The following is a 25414-nucleotide window of genomic DNA, read 5'->3' as shown; positions in this document are numbered from 1 at the left end:
CTTACCCTTTTTTCAGCACATTCCCATTGTATACAAACCTGCTTGCACTTATGAACAGAATTCTATAAAATACAGATAAGATTACGGTTACGGCAAGAACAGTGAAGAGGAGCAGTAAGAAGCCCATTTTGTTTCAGAGAGTTGACGGCTGGTGAAAGTCAATCAAATGAGCTTCCGAACTCGCCTCAGAGTTGCAGCAGTGATGAGCTGCTGCCGCGTATCTGCGTTACAGATATCAAGTGAGTGTGCCCCATGCACACTAACAAGGGTGGTACCGCGGGAAATCTCTCGTCCCTTCTTAGGGATGGGAGAGTTTTTTTGATTTTAGAATAATCTGAATATAACGCTGCCAGTCCCGTCCATACTTGAATACAAAGAAGCCGTACTCATATTCAAAGGAGGTTTTTACAATTGAGTTTTGACCATCAAACAATCGAGAAAAAGTGGCAGGACTATTGGCTTAAAAATAAAACGTTCGCCACGCGTGAAGATAAATCCAAACCGAAATTTTATGCATTGGACATGTTTCCGTATCCGTCAGGCGCAGGCCTTCACGTCGGACACCCTGAAGGCTATACGGCAACTGACATTTTGTCCCGCATGAAACGGATGCAAGGGTACAATGTCCTCCATCCGATGGGCTGGGATGCATTCGGGCTTCCTGCGGAACAATATGCGCTGGATACGGGAAACGATCCTGCCGTCTTTACCGAGCAGAACATTGACAACTTCCGCCGCCAGATCAGAGCGCTCGGCTTTTCGTATGACTGGGACAGAGAAGTCAATACAACAGATCCGGACTACTATAAATGGACGCAGTGGATTTTCTTAAAGCTTTACGAAAAAGGTCTCGCTTATGTAGATGAAGTCCCTGTAAACTGGTGTCCTGCGCTTGGAACCGTTCTTGCCAATGAAGAAGTCATCGACGGCAAAAGCGAACGCGGCGGCCATCCTGTAGAACGCCGTCCAATGAAGCAGTGGATGCTGAAGATTACCGCTTATGCCGACCGTCTGCTTGAAGATCTGGAAGAACTCGACTGGCCGGAAAGCATCAAAGAGATGCAGCGCAACTGGATCGGCCGTTCCGAAGGGGCGCATGTTCATTTTGCGGTCGACGGCACAGACGAAACGTTTACGGTTTTCACAACGCGGCCTGATACATTATTCGGTGCCACATATGCCGTTTTGGCTCCGGAGCACGATTTGGTTCAAAAAATCACGACGCCTGAACAGCAAGACGCGGTCGACGCCTATATCGAAGAAGTTCAATCAAAGAGCGACTTGGAGCGGACAGACCTTGCCAAAACAAAGACAGGCGTCTTCACAGGTTCTTACGCCGTCAATCCGGCAAACGGGGAAAAAATTCCGGTATGGATCGCGGACTATGTCTTGGCTACATACGGAACCGGAGCGGTCATGGCCGTCCCTGCCCATGATGAGCGGGACCACGAATTCGCATCAGCATTCGGGCTGCCGATCAAAGAAGTCGTCAAAGGCGGAGATGTTGAGAAAGAAGCTTATACAGGCGACGGCGAACACATCCATTCAGATTTTCTGAACGGCCTTGATAAAGCGGCTGCGATCGAAAAAATGATTCAGTGGCTTGAGGAAAACGGGAAGGGCGAGAAAAAGGTAACATACCGCCTCCGCGACTGGCTGTTCAGCCGTCAGCGCTACTGGGGCGAGCCGATCCCGGTCATCCATTGGGAAGACGGCACATCGACTCCGGTTCCTGAAGAAGAGCTGCCGCTGATCTTGCCGAAAACGTCGGAAATCAAACCGAGCGGAACGGGTGAGTCCCCTCTTGCGAACATTAAAGAATGGGTGGAAGTGACAGACCCTGAAACAGGCAAAAAGGGAAGACGCGAAACGAATACGATGCCGCAATGGGCGGGAAGCTGCTGGTACTTCCTGCGCTACATCGATCCGAAAAACCCGAACGAACTGGCTTCCCCTGAAAAATTACAGGAATGGCTTCCTGTCGATATGTATATCGGAGGTGCGGAACACGCCGTTCTTCACTTATTGTATGCGCGCTTCTGGCATAAATTCCTTTATGACATCGGGGTCGTTCCGACGAAAGAGCCGTTCAAACAGCTTTATAACCAAGGAATGATTCTTGGTGAAAACAACGAAAAAATGAGCAAATCCAAAGGCAATGTCGTCAATCCGGACGAAATAGTGGAGACTCATGGTGCGGACACGCTCCGGCTGTACGAAATGTTCATGGGGCCTTTGGATGCATCGATCGCCTGGTCAACGACAGGACTTGACGGCGCCCGCCGCTTCCTTGACCGCGTATGGCGTCTGTTCATCGATGACAATGGCGGGTTAAACGAGAAGATCGTTGAAGGAGCCGGCGAAACGCTTGAGCGCGTCTACCACGAAACGGTCATGAAAGTAACAGACCATTTCGAAGGTCTGCGCTTCAATACAGGTATTTCTCAGCTGATGGTCTTCATCAATGAAGCATATAAAGCTGATCAGCTTCCGAAAGAATACATGGAAGGCTTCGTGAAATTGCTGTCTCCTGTTGCGCCTCACTTGGCTGAAGAGCTGTGGAGCCGACTTGGACATGAGGAAACGATCACGTATGAAGCATGGCCTGTCTATGATGAAGCAAAGCTCGTTGATGACGAAGTCGAAATCGTCGTTCAGCTGAACGGAAAGGTGAAAGCGAAGCTGAACGTTCCAGCCGACGCCGACAAAGAACAGCTTGAAGAGCTGGCGAAAAACAATGAAAAAGTAAAAGAACAGCTCGAAGGGAAAACGATCAGAAAAGTGATTGCTGTACCTGGAAAGCTTGTAAATATTGTCGCAAATTAATGGAAAAGCCCCTTCAATCCGAAGGGGCTTTTCAGCGTGCCGACAAACCCGCGCATTCGTTGGCAGGCCTGCTAAGCCGGTGCTTACGATAGGAGAAAAGATCAGGCGGCTAACCGCCTAACACCGCCGTCACCACATCCTGTGGAAGACCGCTCCGATGCTCGGCTTTCCCAGACTGCAAGGATTGCGGGACAAAGGATGACAAAATCCCAAAACTAAAAGCCGTTTTGGGATTTTTTTTAATAATCTGAAAGCCCTGTCATTCCGCCGAAAGGATGAAAATATTTCAGCCGTTCGCTTCGTTTCAAATGATCCATGACCGCTTAAAATGGGAAAAAAGGAGATGATGATGATGCATTTTTCCGATTTTTCCGCCGCACAGGTCAGAATCGCCCGGCCTACAGACCGTTTTGACGAAATCGTTGCGTTTTACGAAAAGGGGCTGGGCCTGAAAAAGCTTGGCGGTTTTTCCGGACATCAAGGGTATCATGGCGTCATGTTCGGCCTGCCGAATGTCCAATATCACCTTGAATTCACCTCCCATATTGGAGGCAGCCCTTGTCCGGCACCGACCAAAGACAATCTGCTCGTCTTTTATATTCCTGATCAGAAGGAAATCAAGAGTATTTTAAAAAGGCTCGCTGATATGGGCCATCACGAAGTGCCGCCAGAAAATCCGTATTGGAAGGACAAAGGGGCAACAGTGGAAGATCCGGACGGCTGGCGGATCGTGCTGATGAATACCGAAGGCATTTAGATATAGGAACGTTATGCCTGTGCCCAGTCTCTTGCTTTCGTGCGGACGATATCTGTAAAAGCCGCCATTGCAGGAGAAAGCCATTTGTTTTTATGATAAGCCATTTGAGTGGAAAACAGGGCGTCGCGGACAAGCGTGCCCTGAAGCTTTCCTTCTTCGATATCAGTGCGCGTTGTGATCAAAGGAAGAAGGGATACGCCCAAACCGCACATCACGCACTGTTTAATTGCTTCGACACTCCAAAACTCCATCGTATGGTCGGCAATGACTCCCCTTTGACGTAAATACTCCTCAAAAAAATCACGGTAGCTGCAGCCGTGCTCCGTATATAAAAACGTTTCATTTGCGGTAAAAGTCAAATCATCAAGGGCCTTTTGTCCTGCCGGGTGTTCCTTTGGAAAGATGAACACCATTGGCTCATTGACCAGCTTTTCAACATGAAGGTCGTTTTCTTTCCTATCGTTGTCCAAAAGAAAAGCGACATCGATTTTTCCCTGCTTCAATTCATCTCTCAGCTGCCAGCACGTGGAAGACTTTAATGTGACCGTGACCTGCGGATACTTGTTAGTAAATTCGTGAAGAATGGCAGGCAATCTGTAAACCGTTAAAGATTCCGAGGCGCCGATGATCAAGTTTCCCGACGGCTCCTGGTCGTTTTCCGGAATGTGCCTCGCTTTTTCATACAGTTCGACCATTTCTGCGGCATAAGGGAGAAGGTGTTTTCCTGCTTCTGTCAGCATCATTTTTTTCCCCAGCCTGTAGAACAGCGGCTTTCTTAATTCTTGTTCGATTGCTTGAACGTGCGAAGTCACAGTTGACTGCGCATATCCCAAATAATCGGCAGCACGGGTAAAACCGCCGATATCCACGATGGTTTTGAATGTTTTCAAATGTCGGATCTCCATCTCGTCCATCTCCCTTTTATTTTATATCGAAAAATTCGAAGTTACAGATCGATAATATCTATTTTACTGATGAATTAAACAAGATTACAATCATTTTAAACGACTTTGCGAAAGGATTGTATCAGTATGAGAGAAAAAAAGCTTGGCCCTTTATTATTAAGCGGGCTGATGACGGGGCCTATTTTAGGGTCGGGAATCATTCTGCTGCCGCCGATGATTCATCAGACAGCGGGGGACTATGCGATTTTTGCATGGCTGTTGATGTTGGGAATCGGTTTTTTATTTGCCTGGATTTTTACCAGATTGAGCGTCGAGTATCCGAATGATGCCGGGATTGCTTATGCGGCTGAAAAAGCGTTCGGTTCCCGTGTTAAAAAGTTGGCAGTCTTTTATTTTATCATGGCTGCGAGCTTCGGCCCCGCCGCCGTATTAATGACGGCCGGCGAATATATTCATTCTCTTGCGGCCGGCACGGCATTTCCTGCTGAACTGTACGGCTTCATTTTTTTTATCTTTTGTATGGTAGTTCTTTGCTTTAACCTTTCATTTGTCGGCATGGTTGCACTCATTTTTTCCACTGCCGCGGCCCTCATTCTGTTTGGAAGCAGCGCAGCTTCTGTGCCTTACTTTCGTGAGGGGCCGCTCGTAGACGGAACATTTCAGTTTGCCGATTTTGGCCGCGGATTGCTGCTGCTGTTCTGGGCATTAGTTGGATGGGAAATCGTCGGCAACTACAGCATGGAAGTGAAAAACCGCGGGAAAACGATTCCCCGGGCCGTCGTGATCAGCAGTCTGACGGTAACGCTCATATATGTGGCGACTGCGGCAGCTGTTCAATGGATTGATCCGGGGTTCTTCGCAAACGGACAATTGAAGCTGGCGATGATGCTGACGCCGTTGTTCGGATCTTTTGCATTGCCGGTGATCGCTGTGCTCACCGCTGTACTCTGCATGTGCGCTTATTTTCAGGTGACAGGCGGAGCAGCCAGGCTGGTGGCATCGCAGGCCGGCGGGCTGTTTGCCCGCAGATCAAGGGGAAATCAGCCGATGGCAGCACTGGGGCTTATGTTTTTCATTCATACCGTCGTTTTTGTCTGCCTGATGTTTCACTTTCTTAATGTTGAGACACTGGTCCTGATCGCAAACGCCTTTTTCATCTGCAACTCGCTGTGCGGTCTTGCCGCTGCTTACAAGCTGCTGTCCAGTCGCGTTTACAAAATAGGCTGCCTCTTTCTCATGGGGTGCTTCTCGCTGCTTCTTTTGTTTTCATCACCCTGGATATTACTGTTTATCATGCTGACCAGCGCCTTGTTTGTGGTGAACTTCCGTCAACTTATCATCTGGAAAAAGGTAAAACGCCCTTTCAAATCGTATTAATGAATCAAACGGAAAAAAGAAAGGGGAACACGATGCGCAGTCAACTTTTCAAACTGCTCGGCGATTTGCCGGAGAAAAAAAGCATTGATGTGAGTACTCTTAAAATTGAAGAAAAGTCATCTTTTATTCTTGAAACGCTTTTGCTTGATTTAAATGGAATTGAAGCGGTACCGGCCTATTTTGCAAAACCGAAACAGATGAACGGCAAGCGGCCGGCCGTGCTTTACTGTCATTCACACGGAGGACGTTATGAAAGGGGGAAGGAGGAGCTGATTGAAGGAGCGGATTACTTGCAAACGCCGCCGTTCGCCGAGGAATTGACGGCCTTGGGATTTTCCGTGCTTGCGATTGACCATTGGGCTTTCGGAGACAGGCGGGGCAAAACGGAGAGTGAGATATTTAAAGAAATGCTTTGGACAGGACGGGTGATGTGGGGAATGATGGTCTTCGACAGCATCAGAGCCATCGATTACCTGAGCATGCGTGAGGACACAGACGAAAGCCGCATCGCTTCACTCGGCATGTCGATGGGTGGTCTGATGGCCTGGTGGACTGCTGCATTGGATGAACGGGTCAGCGTATGCGTTGATATATGCGCGCAGGTGGACAGCGAAACATTAATCAAGACGCAGAATTTGGACCGTCACAATCTCTATTCGTATGTTCCAGGGCTGGTCAAGCACTTTTCAACCGCTCAAATCGAAAGCCTGATCGCTCCAAGGCCCCATTTAAGCCTGGTCGGAACCGCAGATAAACTAACGCCAGTTCAAGGAATTGACCTCATTGAAGAAAAGCTGTCCGATGTGTATAAAGAAAAAGGCGCCGGTGAACAATATGAAGTGTTTCGCTCTCATTCAGGGCACTTCGAGACAGCCGGAATGAGGCATAAAGCGATCGGTTTCTTAAAAACATGGCTGTAAAACAGGAGGTGAATCACTGTGAAAAAGGTGACGATCATCGGAGGGAACGGCACGGTCGGCCGCGTGTTAGCGGGCGGATTGGCAGGCGAAGGATACGAGGTGACAGTGCTGGATTTAAAAGAACCGGATGAAAAGCCGGCTGTCCGGTTTGTCCGGGTGGATGCGGCAGATTACAATGAAGTCGTGAAAAGCATTCCTCTGAATACGGATGCGGTGATCAACCTTTTGGCTGTCAAGCCGACAGGCGATTTGCTTGACCGGCGGGAGTTTGAGAAAATGACGGATATCTTTTTTAAAGCGACATATACGATTTTGCGGGCGGCGGCGGAGCTCGGCGTGCCGAAGGTGGTATTTGCAAGCAGCAACCATGTGACAGATGTGTATGAAAAGAACGGCGATTCTCTGCTGGGGAGGAAGATCAACACGGATGACTACCCGCAGTCCAAAAGCTTGTACGGCTTGCTAAAATTGGCGTCCGAAAATCTCGGCTATCTTTTCTCGCACCAATCAGACGCCAAGGTTTCCGTGATCAATCTGCGGATCGGGACAGCCGCTGAAAATGAGCAAGAAACGCTGCGCGCAAAACCGAGGAGCAAAAAAACGCTGTTATCCCACCCCGACCTCGTCCAAATCTTTAAAGCCGCAATCGAATCCGTCAAAACATACGGTACATATTATGCTGTCAGCGACAATAAGGGGCGGCCGTGGTCGATCGATTCCGCCATTGGGGAACTGGGGTTCAAGCCGAAAGTCAGCACCTCAGACATCCTTGATGAAGACTGACGTATCATCTTCTAAGGTGATGATCTTTTTCTCCGCTTTTCTGATCCTGCTTAAAAAATGATTATAGACGCTCTCCTTTCTGTTTGCTACATTTTAGACACGATATCGTAATATTTTGACAGCGCTTACAAGGAGGGGGAAATGACGATCAGGCATTCTGCTGGAAGCCGCGTGTTTGACATATTGAATTATTCATTTTTAACAGGGTTCGGATTGGTTTGTGTGCTGCCGTTCATTCATGTTATCGCAGCCTCTTTTGCGACAGTTGAGGAGGTCATTTCGAAAAAGTTTATCTTAATACCGACAACTTTTTCGCTGGATGCGTACAGGTATATTTTTTCAACTGACATTGTGTACAGAAGCTTAATCATTTCTATTCTTGTCACAGCCGCAGGGACGGCGGTCAGCATGTTTCTATCCTCTTTAATGGCATACGGGTTGTCGAGAAAGGAGCTGATGGGAAGGCGCGTCCTCATGTTCTTGGTTGTGTTCACGATGCTGTTCAGCGGAGGGATGATCCCAACCTTTCTCGTTGTAAAATCGCTCGGCTTGCTCGATACCTATTGGTCTCTGATTCTTCCGACGGCCATCAATGCGTTTAACTTGATCATTTTAAAGAACTTTTTTCAAAACATACCGTCAAGCCTCGAGGAATCCGCCAAAATCGACGGCTGCAATGACATCGGAATTTTCTTCCGCATCATTCTTCCGTTGTCTTTGCCGGCGATTGCGACAATTTCGCTGTTTTACGCCGTCACCTATTGGAATACGTACATGCAAGCGATTCTGTACTTGAGCGATGCGACAAAATGGCCGATACAAGTTTTGCTTCGCCAGATTGTCATCGTATCAAGCGGTATGCAAGGGGATATGACGGAGATGGGGGCAGCCGCGGCGCCGCCGGAACAAACGATCAAAATGGCGGTCATTGTCGTTGCAACCATACCGGTGCTGCTCGTGTATCCGTTTATTCAAAAGCACTTTGCAAAAGGCGCTCTTTTAGGGTCAATTAAAGGATAAAAACGGAGGGGACAATATGGGGAAAAAATGGCTGATAGCGATTTTTGCGTTCGCGCTTTTGGCCGGCGGACTGTTTGGCTGTTCGAAAAGCGGAGCAGATCAGGCTTCTACAAAGGATGAGAAAGTCGATCTGAACTCGCCTTTGGACTTGAGCTGGATGGTAATCCTTTATCATCAGCAGCCGCCGAAGGATACAGCGATTAAAAAAATCGAGGAGCTCACCAATACAAAGCTCGATTTAATGTGGGTGCCTGATGCAGTAAAAGAAGACCGCTTAAACTCAGCGCTCGCCGCCGGAAACCTGCCGAAAGTCGTCACCATTCAGGACATTAAAAATTCATCTGTCATGAATGCGTTCAGATCGGGGATGTTTTGGGAGGTTGGTCCTTATTTAAAGGATTATCCGAATTTAAGCAAGATGAACAAGCTGATCAATAAAAACGCTTCAATCGACGGAAAGCTTTACGGCATCTACAGGGAGCGCCCGTTATCAAGACAGGGGGTTGTCATCCGTAAAGACTGGCTTGACAACCTTGGGCTCGATATACCAAAGACGGTTGATGAACTTTACGAAACAGCGAAGGCATTTACAGAAAAAGATCCTGACCAAAACGGAAAGAACGATACGATCGGCTTTACCGACAGAAACGATTTGATCTACGGCGCCTTTAAAACATTGGGGTCCTATATAGGCATGCCGACTGACTGGGAGGAAAAAGACGGCAAGTTCACGCCTGACTTCATGACAAAAGAGTACATGGATACGATGAAATATATGAAAAAACTGTATGATGAAGGGCTGATCAACAAAGACTTCCCGGTTACGAGCAAAACGCAGCAGCAGGAGATGTTTTCACAAGGGAAAGCCGGCATTTATGTCGGAAATATGGTCGATGCCGTCAATTTAAGAGACCAGTCTGTCGATGATAAAATGGAGCTTGAGATCATCAATCGGATCAAAGGACCGGACGGAAAGGAACGCGTCTGGGCATCAGGCGGGCATAACGGAATCTTTGCCTTCCCGAAAACAAGCGTCAAAACAGAAAAAGAGCTGAAGAGGATTCTGGCCTTTTTCGACCGGATCGCCGAAGAGGATGTTTACAGCCTGATGACTTACGGGATCGAAGGGGTTCACTATAAAAAAGAAGGGGAAAAACAATTCAAACGAATTGATGAAAAACTGAAAGACTGGCAGGCGGAAATTCAGCCGCTCGTCTCTCTCGTCGGCATTGATAAACAATATTTGAAAAATACGGGAGATCCGCTCCGCACAAAATATGAAGAGCTGACAGAGGACAATAATGAGATCATCGTCTCAAATCCGGCCGAAAGTTTGTACTCACCGGCCGCATCTGAAAGAGGCGATGAACTGCAAAAGATCATTGACGATGCCACATATCAATTCATCCTCGGCAAAACGGATGAAAGCCAGTTCGAGAAAGCGGTTGAAAAATGGCGGACGAACGGCGGAGATCAAGTAATAGAAGAATATGAAGAGTCATTTAAAAAAGCAGAAAAATAGAAGGCAATCCCGGGAAGCCGGGATTGTCTTTTTATGCCGAATGAGTTTTCAGCTCGCGGTATTTGCCGGGCGTGATTCCTTCCAGCTTTTTAAATGAGCGGATGAAATTCTGCGGATTTTTGTATTTCAGTTTTTCAGAAATTTCTTTTACGGACAGCGTCGTTTCTGTCAGCCAGTTTTTCGCGACATGATGCCTGTAGGATGACAAGTATTCGCTGAACGATATTTTCATTTCTTTCCTGAAGATGCTGCTTAAATAGTTGGGGTTGTAATGAAGCCTTCCTGCGATCGATTCGAGCGTCAAGTCCGTGTCGAATTCCTGCTGGATAATATGGACGATTTTTTCTGAGATGTTTTTGTATTGTGATTCTTCTCTGATGCTGAGGGTATCGATCATTTTGACGATGATCTGCGCGTTCAGCCAACTTTCGATCTCCTCGATGGTCGTCAGCTCAAAGACGTCGTCGTACAGCATCGTATTTTCGTTCGGTTCAAAAATTTCGATTCCAAGCAAATGCATAAATTCAATCAAGTTGTTCAAGAGCCTTGCAATCGCTACCTGGCAGTGATGCGGATTCATGTTTTCAGAACAAATCGATTCAAGGAGAAGGTGAAGCTGTTCGGCCGCTTGTTTACGGTTGCACGTTTTAATAGCTTCAAACAGTTCATTTTGGATCTGCTTTGGAAACTGGGTTAAAAACGCTTTGTTACGGTCAAGATGCTCATAGAAAATCACCGCGTGTTTTCCTGATTTCAGACGGTATGTCAGCGCTTCAAGCCCTTCCAAATAAGCGCGCTTCGACATTGCAAGGCTTGTAAACGGCTGGCTGATGCCGATGCTGACGAACAATCCAAGCTCCTCATGAATTTTATCCCTGATGGATGATGCTGTATGCTCCAAGTCCTCCTGAAACCTGTCCAGCGGCTGTCCGCGGTTCAGCATGATGATGGTCTGCGTTTTATCAATGACAACCGGCGGGAGGCGCTTATTCTTGGGCACAGATCGTTCGACAAGGCTGTTGATCGCAAACAGCAGGACATCAAGATCCTTTTTATCATATGATGTGTCTTTCAATGTATCAATTTGCAAGGCAAAAACGGACAGGTGGCTCCAATCTTCAGGGAAGCCGAGCCCTGTAAAGCGGTCTTTGATTTCTTCTTCGCTCAGCTTGCCGAGCAAAAGCCTTGTTAAAAAATACTGCTTCAGCTGGGTGACCTGCTGTTCGACGCGCACCTTCAGATCATGGTTTTTATTTTTCATCTCTTTAATATTCCGTTCAATCAGTTCAAATTCGTTTTTCGGTTTCTCCTGGCCGGAAGCGGCCCCCGCAGAAAAGCCTGAGACGGATTCGTACAAAACCTTGATTGGCCTGTAAAAATGACGAGAACCAAACCAGGAAAATAGGTATGAAAGCGCTAACAAAATGACGCAGATCGTAAACGTAAACCAGCCGATTGATGCCGTCTGCTGATAGAGTTCCGGAATGGTCGTTAACGAAATGTATATCCAATTATTGTAATCTGATTTCTGGTATGTAATGTTATAGGCGGTGTCGTTGACTGTTGTATCAAACTGGCCGTTTTTTTCCTGATGCCGGCGGATCGTTTTGAAATAATCGTCTTGTTTGATCGATTGCCCAATCATTGACGGGTCTGAGTGAAGGATGATCCGTCCGTTGTCATCAAGCACCATCATGCTGTTTGTTTTTGAATGATGCGGCATGCGCTTGACAAGCGAACAAGAAGGAATACTTGCGATCGCAAGGCCTCTGTTTTCCATGCTGTTCAGCGGAAGCTGTTTGACCAGATTGACGTTGTACAGGCAGTTGCCCGAAGCCCCTTCTTTTGTGGCGACAAGGTCGTTGTTTTTTTCAAGCACCCAGCTGGAGCGGCTTTTTAAGGCGTTGTAAAGCGAGATCGTGATGGCTTGTTTTCCCTGATCTAAAGGATATAAACCGGAATTGTTGATATACCACTTTTTTTCTTGGCTGATCAGCGTGATATCCGACAGATCGGTATCGAATGTCTGCAGTTCGTTTAATTCCTTGTTGATTTGGTTATACAGCTGAAAGCGTTCTGGTGTAATGGTGCGGCTGAGTGTCTGAATTAAAGGATAGGAACGGACGTAATTGGTGAAGGAATGGTCAACCGTTTTTAAAATATGCTCGATATTTAGCTGTGTCTGGCCAACGGTTTGGAGCTTTTCGTTTGTAACGTTTTGTTCAATGGTTTCCGCTGATCTCTGATAGGAAAAAAAGCCGACGATGATGACCGGAATGGTGCTCAGAACGAGAAAGAAGGTCACCAGCTTATAGTAAAACTTATATTGTTTTCTCTTCATAAATTCCCCCCCAACAAATCTTCGTTTGAGTTGTTCATATATAATTAATCCGACTTTTGTGTGAATTTGTCAATAATCATTTTCTAACCATCGTTTCATTTTATTAGGTTTTGCCGGCTGCCGGGCGAGGTGCGGCCGATGTGATGATATGATTGTAGATTTATTTTTTCATGGTGGGATAAAGTGAAAGCAAACATCACGAAGGGAGGCCGTTTATGAAAGCAGCCGATGTCCAGACCGGAAAAAATCCGGCCCATATTGTTGAAAAAAAACGAAAGACGCGTTTTTGGGAAAAGCTTCTCCAGCAAAAATATTTATATTTGATGATTCTGCCGGGACTGATTTATTTTTTGCTTTTTAAGTATGTGCCGATGTGGGGGATTGTCATAGCGTTTCAGGATTACCAGCCGTTTCTCGGCATAACGGGGAGCGAATGGGTGGGTTTTAAGCATTTTGAAAGGCTGTTCACCGAACCGACGTTTTTTATGCTTCTGAAGAATACATTGATTTTGTTTTTCCTCAACCTTGTTGTATTCTTTCCGATACCGATTATTTTGGCGCTTTTATTGAATGAAGTCAGAGTCGCATTGTTCAAAAAGTTTGTCCAGACGCTGATCTATATTCCGCATTTTATGTCATGGGTCATTGTGGTATCGCTTTCATTCGTTCTGTTGACGGTTGACGGAGGATTGATCAATGAGATCATCGACTACTTCGGCGGAGAAAAGATCAACTTTTTGCTGAATGAAAGCTGGTTCAGGCCGATGTACATTCTCCAGGTCATCTGGAGGGAAGCCGGCTGGTCGACGATCATTTATTTGGCGGCGATTACCGCTGTCGATCCGCAGCTTTACGAAGCGGCGAAAATGGACGGGGCCAATCGCCTGAGGAGGATGTGGCATGTCACACTACCTGCGATCAGAAGCGTCATCGTTGTTTTGCTTATTTTGAAAATCGGCGATACGCTCGAACTCGGCTTTGAGCATGTGTATCTGCTTTTAAATGCAACGAACCGCGAAGTGGCCGAGATCTTTGATACGTATGTATACACGGCCGGATTAAAGCAGGGGCAGTTCAGCTACAGTACAGCCGTCGGTTTATTTAAAGCAGCTGTCGGTCTCATTCTTGTCATATTTGCAAACAGGATGGCGAAGAAGTTTGGAGAAGAAGGAATATATTAATATTTTTTGATGAAAGGAATTGAATGACATGAATCAATCTCTCATCACAAAAACGCCTCTTTACATTGCCGAAGAAGCGGCCAAAACAATAATGAAAGCGTATACACCAGAGGAGCTGCCGCCGGCCGGACGCTGGCACTACCATCAGGGTGTATTTCTGTGCGGCTTGATTCGCCTCTGGGAAGAAACGGGGAAAGAAGCATATTTCAACTATGTAAAAGAATACGCCAATGAGCTCATTGACGGCTGCGGGAATTTTTATTTCAGGAGGGATGAACTGGACGCCATACAAGCCGGACTTATCCTTTATCCTTTGTATGATGAAACGGGCGATGAACGCTACCGTAAAGCCGCCAAAAAGCTGAAGGGCCTTTTTGATACGCTGAATCAAACAGAAGAAGGCGGGTTTTGGCATAAAGATAAATATCCTTACCAAATGTGGCTTGACGGGTTGTACATGGGAGGGCCTTTCGCACTTAAGTATGCAAGAGCGTTCAATGAGCCTGAAATGTACGATGTGGTCATCCTCGAAGAAAAACTGATGAGAAAACATACGAAAGACTGCCGGACGGGATTGTATTATCATGCGTGGGATGAAAAGAGGGAAATGCCCTGGGCCGACCCCGTTTCAGGCTGTTCTCCCGAATTTTGGGGAAGGTCAATCGGCTGGTACGCGCTTGCACTGAGCGATATGATCGAACTGCTCCCGCAGGGGCATGACACGAGACAGGAGTGGACCCGGGTGCTTCAAGAGATGGTCAAAAGCATTGCCAATTTTCAAGATGAACGCACAGGGTTATGGCACCAGGTTGTCGATAAAGGCGGACTTCCGGACAATTGGCTTGAAAGCTCCTGCTCGTGTTTATATATGTACGCGATGACGAAAGGAGCTCGCATGGGCTATATCGATTCATCATATATTGATAGAGCCGCAAAGGCTTTCAAAGGACTCGTCGAAGAGAAAATCGAGCTGAGCGCAAAAGAAGGCTTGCTTTTAAAAGATATTTGCGTCGGAACTTCTGCAGGGACATACGATTATTATGTCGGGCGGGAAAAATGCACCAACGATCTTCACGGTGTCGGCGCATTGATCATGGCTCTTGTAGAACTTGAAAAGACCGGCCGCTTTTCCCGCGAGGCAGCGAAGTGAAGAACTTCGCTTTCTCCGTCCTTCTATTTGCAGCAGTGCTTCTTTTTTCCTCATGCGGAAAGGATGGGGGCGGGGGAACAGACGTATTGATCTTTTCGGATGCACCGGCTGAAATAAAGGAAAACGTCCAGCGCGCAGCCGGGAAAGAACAGCTCAACATCACCGTTTTCCCGGCTGCACCGGAAAAACTTCTAGTTGAAATTGCGGCGAAAGAAGGAGATCTGTTTATCGTTCCAGAAGACATGTTTAAACCTTTTTACGATCCTGAAGGACTTCAGCCATTGAAAGTTGCTTCGAAAGAAAAAGAGCCATACAGCGCTCTGGGCAAAAACGGGGACGTACAGCTGTATGCGGCTGTCATTGAAAAAGGAGAAAAACGTTTGAACGGCTATACGTTTCAGCTGAATACAGACATGGCAGCTTTCATACCGGTCTATGCGAAGAAAACCCCTGAAGCGATGGAACTCATCGAAGCGCTTCGCTGAAAATGAAAGGGGGAGGAACCGATGAAAACATATGCGATATGCGGTCTGAGCGGCCGCGCTTTTAACATGTTTATCGAGCCTCTAGTGGGAAAATACGGGGAAGAACACCGCATCGCCGCGCTCCTGGACAGCGATCCGCTAAGGGAAGAAGTCTGCAAAGACAGGTTTCCGGCGCTTCGTCCTGTCCCGTTTTTCAAGGAGAAAGCGTTTACCGAAATGCTTGATAAAATCAAGCCGGACGCCATTATTGTAGCAGGCCGTGATGATACGCATGTCCGCTATATATTAGGCGCTTTACAGGCGAATATCGATGTGGTCACTGAAAAGCCGATGGTGACAACGGCACGGGATGCGGCAGCCGTATTAAAAGCCGAAGCCGCGAGCAAAGGAAAAGTGACCGTTACGTTTAATTACCGCTGCAATCCGTACCACCGCAAGATCAAAGAGCTGATACTTGAAGGAAAGCTCGGCACGATTACGTCGGTTGACTTGAACTGGTACATCGATACGTATCACGGCGCAAGCTATTTTAAACGCTGGAACAGGATGAGAGCATACTCCGGCGGGCTTTCCGTCCATAAGTCAACCCATCATTTCGACCTTGTCAATTGGTGGCTTGCTCAAACGCCTCGCGAGGTTTTTGCCTATGGAGGCCTGTACTACTACGGACCCGGCGGCGAAATGAATCCTGAAAAAGGGGAAAAACGCTATTGCGGAACATGCCATGTCAAGAAGAATTGCCGCTATTATATGAGGTGGCAGGCAGGCGACCCGCAGGACGATCATGTCAAGACCAACGAAAGCCAGCATCTGCTCTATACCGATTACAGGCCTGACGCGTGTATTTTCGATGAAGAAATCGATATCGAGGACACGTATGCAGCCGTTTTGAAATACGACAAAGGGGCGCTGCTGAATTACTCCGTCCATTTTTCAGCCCCGTATGAAGGCTACCGGCTTGCAATCAACGGGACAAAGGGAAGGCTTGAAACGCAGGAATATCATGCGCCGGCAAGGGTTCCATTTGAAGTTCCCGAACAGACCATCGATTATTATCCGCTGTTTGAATCGAAAGAAACGATTCGCGTCGTCAGGCAGCCCGGCGGGCATGGCGGAGGAGATCCGCTGCTTTTGGAAGAGCTGTTTGGCGGAGGAGACCCGTTGAGGAATTACGACATTCTGGCCGGTGCCGAAGCAGGCGCCTATTCAATTGCAGCCGGCGAGGCATTATGGCGCTCCATCAAAGAAAAAAAGCCGATGGGAATCAGTGAACTTCTGTATACCCGGCAATATACATAAAGGGGGGGAATTCGTGGAACAAAGCGTCTCCATGGGAAGGGTGCTGAGTTTTTGTGAATGGGTGCTGAAGTTTTTTTACGCCAATCTGCTGTGGTTTGTTTTTACGCTGCTCGGCCTTGGCGTCTTCGGGTTTATGCCGGCGACGACTGCATTGTTTTCCGTGATGAGAAAATGGATTATGGGCAAAACCGATATTCCGATATGTAAAACGTTTTGGCAGGCGTACCGCGGCGAGTTTTTTCGTTCCAACGTCATCGGTCTTATTCTGGCGGCAGTTGGCATCATCATTTATGTTGACCTTGCTTTTATTTATCCGGAGCATTTCCTATTGCACGTTCTCCGGTTCGTCATTATGATTTTTGGGTTTTTGTTTTTAATTATGCTGTTTTATATGTTCCCGCTGCTCGCCCATTTCGATTGGAAGAAGCGGATGTATTTTAAGTTTTCGCTGATTCTGGGCATATCGTATTTACAGTATACATTAACAATGATGGCGGTTGCTGCCGTGCTTTATATCGCTTTTGCCTTTCTGCCCGGAATTGTTCCTTTTTTCAGCGTCAGCCTGCTCAGCTATGCGGTCATGTGGCTGGCATATCAAGTATTGAAAAAAGCGGAGGCCGTAGAACAGAGGGGAACTGTCGTAACGACAAGACACACCTGAACCTTTGCTTCAGGTGTGATGAGAGGAGATGGCCCACATGAGTGAAGAATTTGAAAAACGATATCTTCACTGGATTGATCAAGCTGTAAAGGAAAGCGAAAAGAAAGACGACTTCAAGTCCCTCCCCGGTTTTGGAAGACCGCTCAGCAAAGAGGCGCTCGAAGGGGATGCGCTTTCGTCAACTCTTAAAAACGCCCGTTATCTGCCGGAGTGGCTGAAGCTGCAAAAGGAAATTAAACAAGAGATTGAAAAAGCGATCAAATCGAATCAGCGCGAAGCGCTGATCGATGCCATCAACCTAAAAATTAAAAAATACAACCTCACCTGTCCGAACCAATTCCAAAAAGGCCTTGTTTCAGCCAAAAACCTCGAAAGCCAGCTCAAATATTGGAGCTGATGCCACTCCTTGCACTTATTCATAAAAATAATTGCCAATAACAATTATTTTCTGTAAAATAAAGTTAATAAATGTAATTTTTGTGTTTTTAAAAAGAAGAAAGGATGAATGAAGAAGTGGAAGCGAAAGCGGCATACGAAAAAGCGGCCGGGCTCTTGAATCAGTGGTACACCATGATCAAGCGCCATGAAGCGCTCCAGGCTGTATCTTTGAGATACGAGATCCGAAACCTGCTCTCTAAAATGGAGAAAAACAGAGATTTGGAGCTCTATTTTCAGCTTTTGGACTACCGCTGCAAATTGATGATGGAGCAGTTTGCAGAATCAGCCGAGCTCTTCCGGAAGATTAAAAGGCAGAAGGAAACGGTTAAGAACGCGGATGACATCATTCAGTACTATTTTTTCTTTTTTTCAGGCATGTATGAGTTTTATGAGAAAAACTATCTTGAGGCGATCAGCTGTTACAAAAAAGCGGAAATGAAGCTGCATAAACTGACCGATGAAATTGAAAAAGCGGAATTTTACTATAAGCTCGCGACTGCCTACTACCAAATAGATGATCATTTCAGATCGTTGAACTACTCCGAAAAAGCGCTCTCACTTTTCAGCAAGCATAAAGAATACATAGACAAAACGATCGGGTGCGAAATGATTCTCGGGTCGGTTCAGTTTGAACTGTTCCGCATCAAACAAGCCGAGGAACACTACGGCCGGGCGCTTGATCAGGCCGTTTCCCTCCAAAACCGGCGAATCATCGGGCTGATCTATCATAATATGGGTCTGAACTACGCCAAATGCAGCATGCCGCTTTTGGCGGAGGAGCACTTTAGAAAAGCTCTTTCAATCGGTGTCCATGAGCAATCGGTCTTTGGCATTAACACCCTTTTTGAGCTGTCCCACCTCATGTACAAAAACGGTTCTCCCGAAGAAGCGAGACGTCTCTGCAAAGAGGGATTTACCAGAGCGGCGGAACAAGGGGAGGATGAATACGCGGCGAAATTCAGGCTGATTTTCGCCCTGTATGATGCGGGCCATCCGCTCGATATTGAACTTTCGCTTGAATACATGAGCGATAAACGGCTATGGCCTCATGTTGCCGAACTGACAAAAGATATAGCCGATTACTACATGAAGTCCGGCGACTATGAAAAAAGCGCGCTTTACCTGGAAAAATCGCAGCATGCCAAGAATCAAATATATAAAATGAAGGAGGGGCTCATATGAAAAAATCCATTTGTTTTTTCACCGTCATGCTTGTTTGTCTGATAGGGGGAAGCTTCACAGCCGATTCTGCAGCACAGGACGGATCGTTCCAGACATTGGGGAAATCAGTGTTTCCTGACAGTGGACGATAGAGAAAACCTGCTGAAATAGAAATTGCCTCCCGACTTTTGCTATAATAGTCTCACCTAAAGGCAATTGAAGGGAGCAGTAACGATGACGATAAAAGAGATTTCGGCTGATGAGCTGAAAGACAGGCTTGCAAAAGGAGAAACGCTGAACATTATTGACGTCAGAGAAGATGAAGAAGTGGCTGAAGGAATGATCCCTGAAGCCGTTCACATTAAAATGGGGGATATTCCTGAAAAACTCGATGTCTTCCAAAAGGAGCAGCCTTATATTTTTGTCTGCCGATCAGGCAAGCGCAGCGAAAATGTCTGCCTCTATTTGCAGGATAAAGGCTTTGATGTCACCAATATGGTCGGCGGCATGCTCGAATGGACCGGAAACACAAAGCCGAAAACAAAATAAGCGGGTCCGGCTTCTTATCTGTACAGATAAGAAGTTTTTTATTTATCACATGTCAGGAAACGCTCGGAGCCTCCTGCCGGCGACCTTCAAGGTTCTTTCGATCAGGATTTTAAGCATAACTTCGGCTGTGTGCGAATACCTTTCATTATAGAAAGGAGAGAGCGTATGCTGAAGGTAGCCGTATTTGATGAAGAACACGAAAAAGATTTGCAGCATGAGATCAATGAATTCTTAAAAAAGCTGTCGGAAGACCAGCTGGTCGATATAAAATATGACGTATCAGCCGCATGCGATCCTCAAGGCGAACAGCTTTACTGTTTTTCTGCGTTAATTTTATACAGGACATAAAAAATCCAAAATCGATTTTTACCCCTTAAGTGAAATAGGGGCTACTCGTAAGCCCCTATTTGTTATTAATTAGTTCTCTATTGAAAAACTTCCACCTTGCGCTGAAACAGTATCATTCCAGAATATATAAAGTTTAGGCTTTATATATGTAGGATAAAGTGCTTTTGTTACATAAAATTGGGTACTCCACTTTTGTTTAACTTTTTCACCTTTAAAATAAGGATTAGCAGTACCTGTGTCCATATAACTTCCATTTCCTTTTTCGTCAAATAAAGCAACATAGGTATTAGCGTAATTCATTCCAGAATTAAAATTGACACTCCAATTGAGTTTAAGTGATTCAACCACGGCAGTATCTGGAATGCTGTCAAGATTAGTTAGATCCCAGTAACCTTTCTGTGACCATGTGTTTTTTCCTGAGTATCCATAAATTGTTTCTGGATCGCTAGGACCAGCGTTAGTAAATGTTGAAGCAAAACTAATGTTTGGCAAAATAAAAAATAAAGCTACTGTTGCTAGTGAAATAAAACTAATTAATTTTTTCAATTTATACCCACACTCCCTTAAATTTTTTAATATGAGATTTTCCAATTTGCACCTCCTTCAGTTTCCTTATCGGTAATATCTAGGAGGTTATTTAGCGTTAAAAAGAAAAAAGTTGATGATTTTCATTCAATTCGAATAAAAAGTGCTATCAGCATACTGCTGATAGCACTTTTTATAACCATAAGTCAAATTTATTTACTGTTCCTCTTAATTATGCTTTTTTCACCCTTGGGCTTCTTGGCTTCTGGAATTTCTCAGCCTGTTTAATTTCTTTCCGCTCTTGTGACAGAGATTTATACAACGATACAAGCATGAAAATCACGACGACTGAGAACGGCAGTGCGGCCAGGATGGCGGTGTTTTGCAGGGCCGATAGTCCGCCTGAATACAGAAGCGCCGCAGCCATTGCTGACTGGATGATTCCCCATGATATCTTGACCGAATTCGCAGGATTCAGTGAACCGTAAGTCGTTTGCATGCCGAGAACAAATGTTGCCGAGTCTGCGGAAGTGATAAAGAATACGGCAATGAGCACCAAGGCAACGATAGATGTAATCATCGCCAGCGGATAGTGGTCAAACATGCCAAACAGCATCGTGTCTGAAGACAGTTTTGCAACGTTAAAAGTCCCTTTTTGCTGAAGATCCATCGCTGAAACCCCGAAAATTGAAAACCATAGAAACGCCAGCACAGTAGGGGCAAACAATACGGCAATCAAAAATTCCCTGATTGTGCGCCCCCTTGATACGCGGGCGATGAAAATACCGACAAACGGCGACCAGGAGATCCACCAAGCCCAGTAGAAAATCGTCCATGAATTGATCCATTCACGGCTGTCCGGATCATTAGGCGCAAGGCGGAAGCTCATTTGCACCACGTTGGAGATATACGTTCCGATCGTGTCCGTAAACGAGTTCATAATCAACACTGTCGGTCCCACGAACAGCATAAAGATCATCAGGATGCCGGCCAGCACCATGTTCGTATTGCTCAAGTACTTGATGCCTTTTCCGATACCGCTCCATGCGGAAACTAAGAACAGCACGGTAACGACTGCAATAATTGCCAGCTGCACTTGAAAGCTGTTCGGTACTCCGAATAGATAATGGAGTCCGCCGTTGATCTGCGTGGCGCCGATTCCGAGACTAGTCGCTACACCGACGACGGTTGCGAAGACAGCGATGCAGTCAATCCCTTTTCCAAGCGGTCCGTTGACTTTGTCGCCGAAGACCGGAAACAGCGTCGCGCTGATCAAGCCAGGCGCGTCTTTTCTGAATTTAAAGTACGCGATGCAAAGAGCAACGATCGCATAGATCGCCCATGCATGCAATCCCCAGTGGAAAAATGTATACCTCAGAGAATCTCTGAAGGCCTGGGCTGTTTCTGTTTCACCTGATGGAGAGCTAATGGCAAAATGGCTGATCGGTTCAGCCGCGCCATAAAATACGAGACCAATGCCCATACCTGCGCTAAAAAGCATGGCAAACCAAGATAATCGAGAGAATTCAGGTTTTTCTTCAGGTTTCCCTAATTTGATCTTTCCGATCGGACTGAAGATCAAAAAGATGCTGAATGCGACAAACAGAGAAACCACCAATAAATAATACCATCCTAGTGTGTTCGTAACATAACCTTGAATCGAAGTCGTTAACGCCTGAAGGTTATCAGGAGCAACGATTCCCCATAATACAGCTGCTGCTGTGATAACAATCACAATCCAAAAAACGCTTGAAATATTTTTCAAAATCATCCTCACCCTCTAATCATTTTTCGTCCTTACTCCCATCATTATGTTTAGTATGAGTTGCACATATAAAATTCATTCTCTCTCAGGAAGTTTGACCTAGCTTCCCCTATTACCCCACAATCAGGTGAAACAAAACTCTTTAACCGTAACATACTTTTCAAAAAAGGCACAAGTCTCAGCACTGCGCTGAAACTCTGCCATTCCACATTTGTCAAGGGTTTGGAGCAATTTTATTTTTTTCTTCGGCAAAGTGAAAATTCGCCTGCATTCATGCCTGCAAGTCTGCCTGTGACAAGCGCGGATGTGATATTGTACCCGCCCGTATAGCCGTGAATATCGAGGATTTCCCCGCAGAAATAAAGCCCCTCCTTTTTTTTGGACGCCATTTTTTTAGGGTCGATTTCTTTTACGGAAACCCCTCCGCCGGTCACAAAGGCTTTGTCAAGCGAAAGAGTGCCGTTCACGTTGACGGTAAACTCTTTACAGTCTTTGACGAAAGCTCTGAAACGGTCTTTGGAAAGGGATGAAAACGTTTCAGAAGGATCAATCTTGTTGCGCTCAAGAAGAAACAGCAGATACCTTTCCTGCATCCAAGGCTTCAGCATGTTTTTGAGTGATTTTTTCGGAGCGTCCTTTAATTCTTTATGCATGTTTTGAAAAAGCTGTTCTTCATGAATATCAGGGAACAAGTCGATTTTCAGCCTGACGTTTTCCTGCTTTTTCAACTCTTTAACGACAAATTGGCTGCACCTGAGGACAGCGGGCCCAGAAAGTCCAAAATGGGTAAAAATCATATCCATTTGGTGGGTGATGACCGGTTTTCCTTTTTTGTTCAATACGCTGAGAGCGACGTTTCTCAATGATAGGCCTTGCAATGTTTTCTGCTTGATAAAAGGCTCGTCAGACGTAACCGGAACTTCTGTCGGGAACAGTTCCGTAATCGTATGTCCGGCTTTTTCCGCCCATTCATAGCCGTCTCCGGTCGATCCTGTATGCGGGACGCTTTTCCCGCCGACAGCGATAACGACAGAGCCCGCTCCAATTTCTTCGCCGCTGCCTGTCACGATCCCGCACGCTTTTTCTTCATTGTATAGGACTGTTTTCACTTTTTCGTTTGTCCGCACGCTTACATGAAGCTGTTCAAGCCTTGTTAAAAGTGCATCCACTACGCTCTGCGCCTTGTCGGAGACAGGAAACATTCTTCCGTGATCTTCCTCTTTCAGCTTGACGCCAAGGCGCTCAAAAAATTTGATGATGTCCTCGTTGTTAAATTCAGAAAAAGCGCTGTACAAAAAGCGTCCGTTTCCGGGAATATGCCGGATGATCTCATCAACCGGCAAGCGGTTCGTCACATTGCACCGTCCGCCTCCCGAAATGGCCAGCTTGCGGCCGAGTTTGTTTCCTTTGTCAATCAAAAGAACGTCCGCCCCCTGTTCACCGGCCGCGATGGCGGCCATCAGCCCGGAGGGGCCTCCGCCGATGACGATGACATCAAAATACTTCATACCAATATCCTCAACTTTCCTGTCTTGTAGAGCCTGCATTCTGTGCAGGCGGGAGGGATTTCATCAGATAATATCCGCGCTCCATCTTCTTATTATAACGAAAGATCGGCTGGATGAAAAAACGTTAAAACATGGGGATGTTAAAATTTAGCCATGTTATTATTACCTGAGTAATGCGCCTGTATGTTAAAATAGAAAAGTTGAATCTATTGAAGAAAAATGGTGATTGGGAACATGTCAAGCAAACTGTTAAGAGGCACCTTTGTATTAACGCTTGGTACCTATATTTCAAGGATCCTCGGAATGATTTACTTGATTCCGTTCGGAGCCATGGTCGGTGCCACCGGCGGTGCCCTGTTCCAGTACGGTTATAATCAATATACGATTTTTTTAAGCATTGCGACCATGGGATTTCCGGCGGCCGTGTCCAAATTTGTTTCAAAATATAACTCGATGGGCGATTATGAAACAACGAGAAGGATGCTGCGCGCCGGAATGTCGATGATGCTCGTCACAGGCATCATTGCTTTCTCCATTCTATATTTGTCTGCCCCGTTTTTTGCGGAGATGGCCCTCGGCGGAACAGAAAACAACGGGCTGACGATTGAACATGTCGTGTATGTCATTCGCATGGTCAGTCTCGCTTTACTTGTTGTGCCGATCCTGGCGCTGATCAGAGGCTTTTTCCAAGGTCACCAGATGATGGGGCCGACAGCCGTTTCACAGGTCGTTGAACAAATTGCCAGAATCGTCTTTCTATTAACGGCTACTTATTTGGTGATCAAAGTATTAGACGGCGGGCTTGTCGTAGCTGTCGGCTATGCGACTTTTGCGGCTTTGATCGGCGCATTCGCGGGGCTGTTCACGCTTTATTTTTCCTGGCAGAAAAGAAAAGGGGCGCTTTTGGCGCTGAAGCCGAACCTGGTTCCTTCCGCCAATATTACGTATCGGCAGATGTTTAAGGAGCTGTTCAGCTATGCCGCCCCATACATCTTTGTCGGATTGGCGATACCGCTTTACCAGTACATTGATACGAATACGTTTAATAAAGCGATGATTGCAGCCGGCTATCAAAACATCAGCCAGGATTTGATGGCGATCGTGACGCTGTACGTGCCAAAGCTTGTGATGATACCGGTATCTCTCGCGACGGCATTCGGCCTGACATTGATCCCGGCGGTGACTGAAAACTTTACCAACAAAGATTTCCCTGCTTTAAATAAACAGATTGATCAGGCGATGCAGATCATTCTTTTTATCGTTCTTCCTGCATCAGTCGGTATGGCTCTTTTATCGGGTCCGGTTTACACGTTCTTTTACGGCTCGGAAAGCCTGCTCCCTGAAATGGGACGAGATATTTTGTTCTGGTACGCGCCCGTGGCGCTGTTATTCTCGCTCTTCACCGTCAACGCTGCGATTTTGCAGGGGGTGAACAAGCAGAAATTTGCGGTTGTCAGCCTGATGATCGGGATTGTAATCAAAATCGGGCTTAACGTTCCGCTCATCAAGCTGTTTCAAGGAAGCGGATCGATTTTGGCAACGGCGCTCGGCTATTCAGCGTCACTCCTGTACGGATTTATTATGATTAAACGTCATGCCGGCTATTCGTATCGCAAACTGTTTAAACGGTTTTTGCTGATGCTGATCCTGACGGCGGTCATGGGCATCATGTTGCTGCTTGTTCAGGCGCTACTCAGTCTGTTTATTTCATATGAAGGCGGGCAGATCAAATCTGCTGTCGTCATTTTCATCACAACCGCGGTCGGCGGATCGGTTTATCTGTACTTGGCTTACCGTGTGAAACTGCTCGAAAAAATGTTCGGTCAGCGGTTGAATCGCTTTTTCAAAAGAAAGGCCTCCTAAAAAGGGCTTTTCTTTTTATGTAAAAAAAGG

General features: G+C 46.4%; 23 protein-coding genes and 1 other annotated feature. Of the genes, 18 read left to right on the top strand and 5 right to left on the bottom strand.

The annotated features are described in order from the left end of the window. Positions 1-92 precede the first annotated feature (92 nt). Positions 93-299, top strand: a binding site (T-box leader). 112 nt (positions 300-411) lie between these two features. Together leuS and CP943_RS16475 are read left to right on the top strand one after the other, a co-directional pair. Further along, positions 412-2826, top strand: coding sequence for a leucine--tRNA ligase (leuS, locus tag CP943_RS16480; protein ID WP_023855841.1), 2415 nt, complete (start codon positions 412-414; stop codon positions 2824-2826). 349 nt (positions 2827-3175) lie between these two features. Further along, entirely contained in the window at positions 3176-3583 is a 408-nt protein-coding gene (locus CP943_RS16475; RefSeq protein WP_026579041.1) for a VOC family protein, read from the top strand. Between the two features lie 11 nt (positions 3584-3594). On the opposite strand, the gene CP943_RS16470 is transcribed toward CP943_RS16475, so the two are convergent. After that, the gene (locus CP943_RS16470; RefSeq protein ID WP_020452651.1) at positions 3595-4488 is read right to left on the bottom strand and encodes a LysR family transcriptional regulator; all 894 of its coding nucleotides are present in this window, start codon (positions 4486-4488) and stop codon (positions 3595-3597) included. Positions 4489-4614: 126 nt separating this feature from the next. Here CP943_RS16470 and CP943_RS16465 point away from each other — a divergent pair, with 126 nt between their 5' ends. The 5 genes from CP943_RS16465 to CP943_RS16445 all read left to right on the top strand — a co-directional run bounded on the left by CP943_RS16465 (position 4615) and on the right by CP943_RS16445 (position 10110). Further along, on the top strand, positions 4615-5865 hold the full coding sequence (locus CP943_RS16465) for an APC family permease (protein WP_105981154.1): 1251 nt from the start codon (positions 4615-4617) through the stop codon (positions 5863-5865). 32 nt (positions 5866-5897) lie between these two features. Continuing rightward, positions 5898-6785 (top strand): dienelactone hydrolase family protein, encoded by an 888-nt coding sequence (locus CP943_RS16460; protein ID WP_026579043.1) that lies wholly within the window; start codon positions 5898-5900, stop codon positions 6783-6785. Between the two features lie 18 nt (positions 6786-6803). Then, positions 6804-7568 carry an NAD-dependent epimerase/dehydratase family protein gene (locus tag CP943_RS16455; protein ID WP_105981153.1) on the top strand — a complete coding sequence of 255 codons (765 nt, stop codon included), beginning with the start codon at positions 6804-6806 and terminating at the stop codon, positions 7566-7568. A gap of 141 nt (positions 7569-7709) precedes the next feature. Continuing rightward, positions 7710-8588, top strand: a complete 879-nt coding sequence (locus CP943_RS16450; protein ID WP_020452647.1) for a carbohydrate ABC transporter permease — start codon at positions 7710-7712, stop codon at positions 8586-8588. Positions 8589-8604: 16 nt separating this feature from the next. Then, positions 8605-10110, top strand: coding sequence for an extracellular solute-binding protein (locus tag CP943_RS16445; RefSeq protein ID WP_105981152.1), 1506 nt, complete (start codon positions 8605-8607; stop codon positions 10108-10110). A 31-nt stretch (positions 10111-10141) separates the two neighbouring features. Here CP943_RS16445 and CP943_RS16440 read toward each other — a convergent pair whose 3' ends face one another. After that, positions 10142-12451, bottom strand: coding sequence for a helix-turn-helix domain-containing protein (locus CP943_RS16440; RefSeq protein WP_026579047.1), 2310 nt, complete (start codon positions 12449-12451; stop codon positions 10142-10144). 215 nt (positions 12452-12666) lie between these two features. Here CP943_RS16440 and CP943_RS16435 point away from each other — a divergent pair, with 215 nt between their 5' ends. The 10 genes from CP943_RS16435 to CP943_RS16395 all read left to right on the top strand — a co-directional run bounded on the left by CP943_RS16435 (position 12667) and on the right by CP943_RS16395 (position 19723). Continuing rightward, entirely contained in the window at positions 12667-13632 is a 966-nt protein-coding gene (locus CP943_RS16435; RefSeq protein ID WP_023855849.1) for an ABC transporter permease, read from the top strand. Positions 13633-13660: 28 nt separating this feature from the next. Next, positions 13661-14782: a glycoside hydrolase family 88/105 protein gene (locus CP943_RS16430; RefSeq protein ID WP_059231737.1), complete on the top strand. Its 1122-nt coding sequence runs from the start codon at positions 13661-13663 to the stop codon at positions 14780-14782. Then, complete coding sequence (locus CP943_RS16425) at positions 14779-15267, top strand: hypothetical protein (RefSeq protein WP_059231740.1); 489 nt, start codon at positions 14779-14781, stop codon at positions 15265-15267. The genes CP943_RS16430 and CP943_RS16425 overlap by 4 nt, the downstream gene beginning before the upstream one ends. Positions 15268-15288: 21 nt before the next feature. Further along, the gene (locus CP943_RS16420) at positions 15289-16566 is read left to right on the top strand and encodes a Gfo/Idh/MocA family oxidoreductase (protein WP_059231742.1); all 1278 of its coding nucleotides are present in this window, start codon (positions 15289-15291) and stop codon (positions 16564-16566) included. 13 nt (positions 16567-16579) lie between these two features. Continuing rightward, the gene (locus CP943_RS16415; protein WP_023855529.1) at positions 16580-17227 is read left to right on the top strand and encodes a YesL family protein; all 648 of its coding nucleotides are present in this window, start codon (positions 16580-16582) and stop codon (positions 17225-17227) included. 37 nt (positions 17228-17264) lie between these two features. Continuing rightward, positions 17265-17624, top strand: coding sequence for a DnaJ family domain-containing protein (locus tag CP943_RS16410; RefSeq protein ID WP_023855528.1), 360 nt, complete (start codon positions 17265-17267; stop codon positions 17622-17624). Positions 17625-17728: 104 nt separating this feature from the next. Further along, on the top strand, positions 17729-18847 hold the full coding sequence (locus CP943_RS16405) for a response regulator aspartate phosphatase (protein ID WP_023855527.1): 1119 nt from the start codon (positions 17729-17731) through the stop codon (positions 18845-18847). Next, the gene (locus CP943_RS22850) at positions 18844-18978 is read left to right on the top strand and encodes a hypothetical protein (protein WP_023855526.1); all 135 of its coding nucleotides are present in this window, start codon (positions 18844-18846) and stop codon (positions 18976-18978) included. Before CP943_RS16405 ends, CP943_RS22850 begins: the two co-directional genes overlap by 4 nt. Positions 18979-19060: 82 nt before the next feature. Further along, the gene (locus CP943_RS16400; protein WP_020452637.1) at positions 19061-19375 is read left to right on the top strand and encodes a rhodanese-like domain-containing protein; all 315 of its coding nucleotides are present in this window, start codon (positions 19061-19063) and stop codon (positions 19373-19375) included. Positions 19376-19540: 165 nt separating this feature from the next. Then, positions 19541-19723, top strand: a complete 183-nt coding sequence (locus CP943_RS16395; RefSeq protein WP_003184510.1) for a sporulation protein Cse60 — start codon at positions 19541-19543, stop codon at positions 19721-19723. A 69-nt stretch (positions 19724-19792) separates the two neighbouring features. Here the strand turns inward: CP943_RS16395 and CP943_RS16390 are convergent, their stop codons facing one another. The 3 genes from CP943_RS16390 to CP943_RS16380 all read right to left on the bottom strand — a co-directional run bounded on the left by CP943_RS16390 (position 19793) and on the right by CP943_RS16380 (position 23521). Next, positions 19793-20314, bottom strand: a complete 522-nt coding sequence (locus CP943_RS16390) for a hypothetical protein (protein WP_103750243.1) — start codon at positions 20312-20314, stop codon at positions 19793-19795. Between the two features lie 166 nt (positions 20315-20480). Further along, positions 20481-22016, bottom strand: a complete 1536-nt coding sequence (gene opuD, locus CP943_RS16385) for a glycine betaine transporter OpuD (protein ID WP_105981374.1) — start codon at positions 22014-22016, stop codon at positions 20481-20483. Between the two features lie 230 nt (positions 22017-22246). Continuing rightward, a complete protein-coding gene (locus tag CP943_RS16380) occupies positions 22247-23521 on the bottom strand; it encodes a BaiN/RdsA family NAD(P)/FAD-dependent oxidoreductase (RefSeq protein ID WP_105981151.1) in 1275 nt (424 codons plus the stop codon). Positions 23522-23755: 234 nt separating this feature from the next. Here CP943_RS16380 and CP943_RS16375 point away from each other — a divergent pair, with 234 nt between their 5' ends. Continuing rightward, positions 23756-25384: a putative polysaccharide biosynthesis protein gene (locus CP943_RS16375; RefSeq protein ID WP_020452634.1), complete on the top strand. Its 1629-nt coding sequence runs from the start codon at positions 23756-23758 to the stop codon at positions 25382-25384. Positions 25385-25414 lie beyond the last annotated feature (30 nt).

The sequence above is a fragment of the Bacillus paralicheniformis genome, assembly GCF_002993925.1.
Taxonomy (GTDB): domain Bacteria; phylum Bacillota; class Bacilli; order Bacillales; family Bacillaceae; genus Bacillus; species Bacillus paralicheniformis.
Note: the sequence above shows the minus strand (reverse complement) of the source record. Positions and strands in the feature narration are given on the sequence as shown.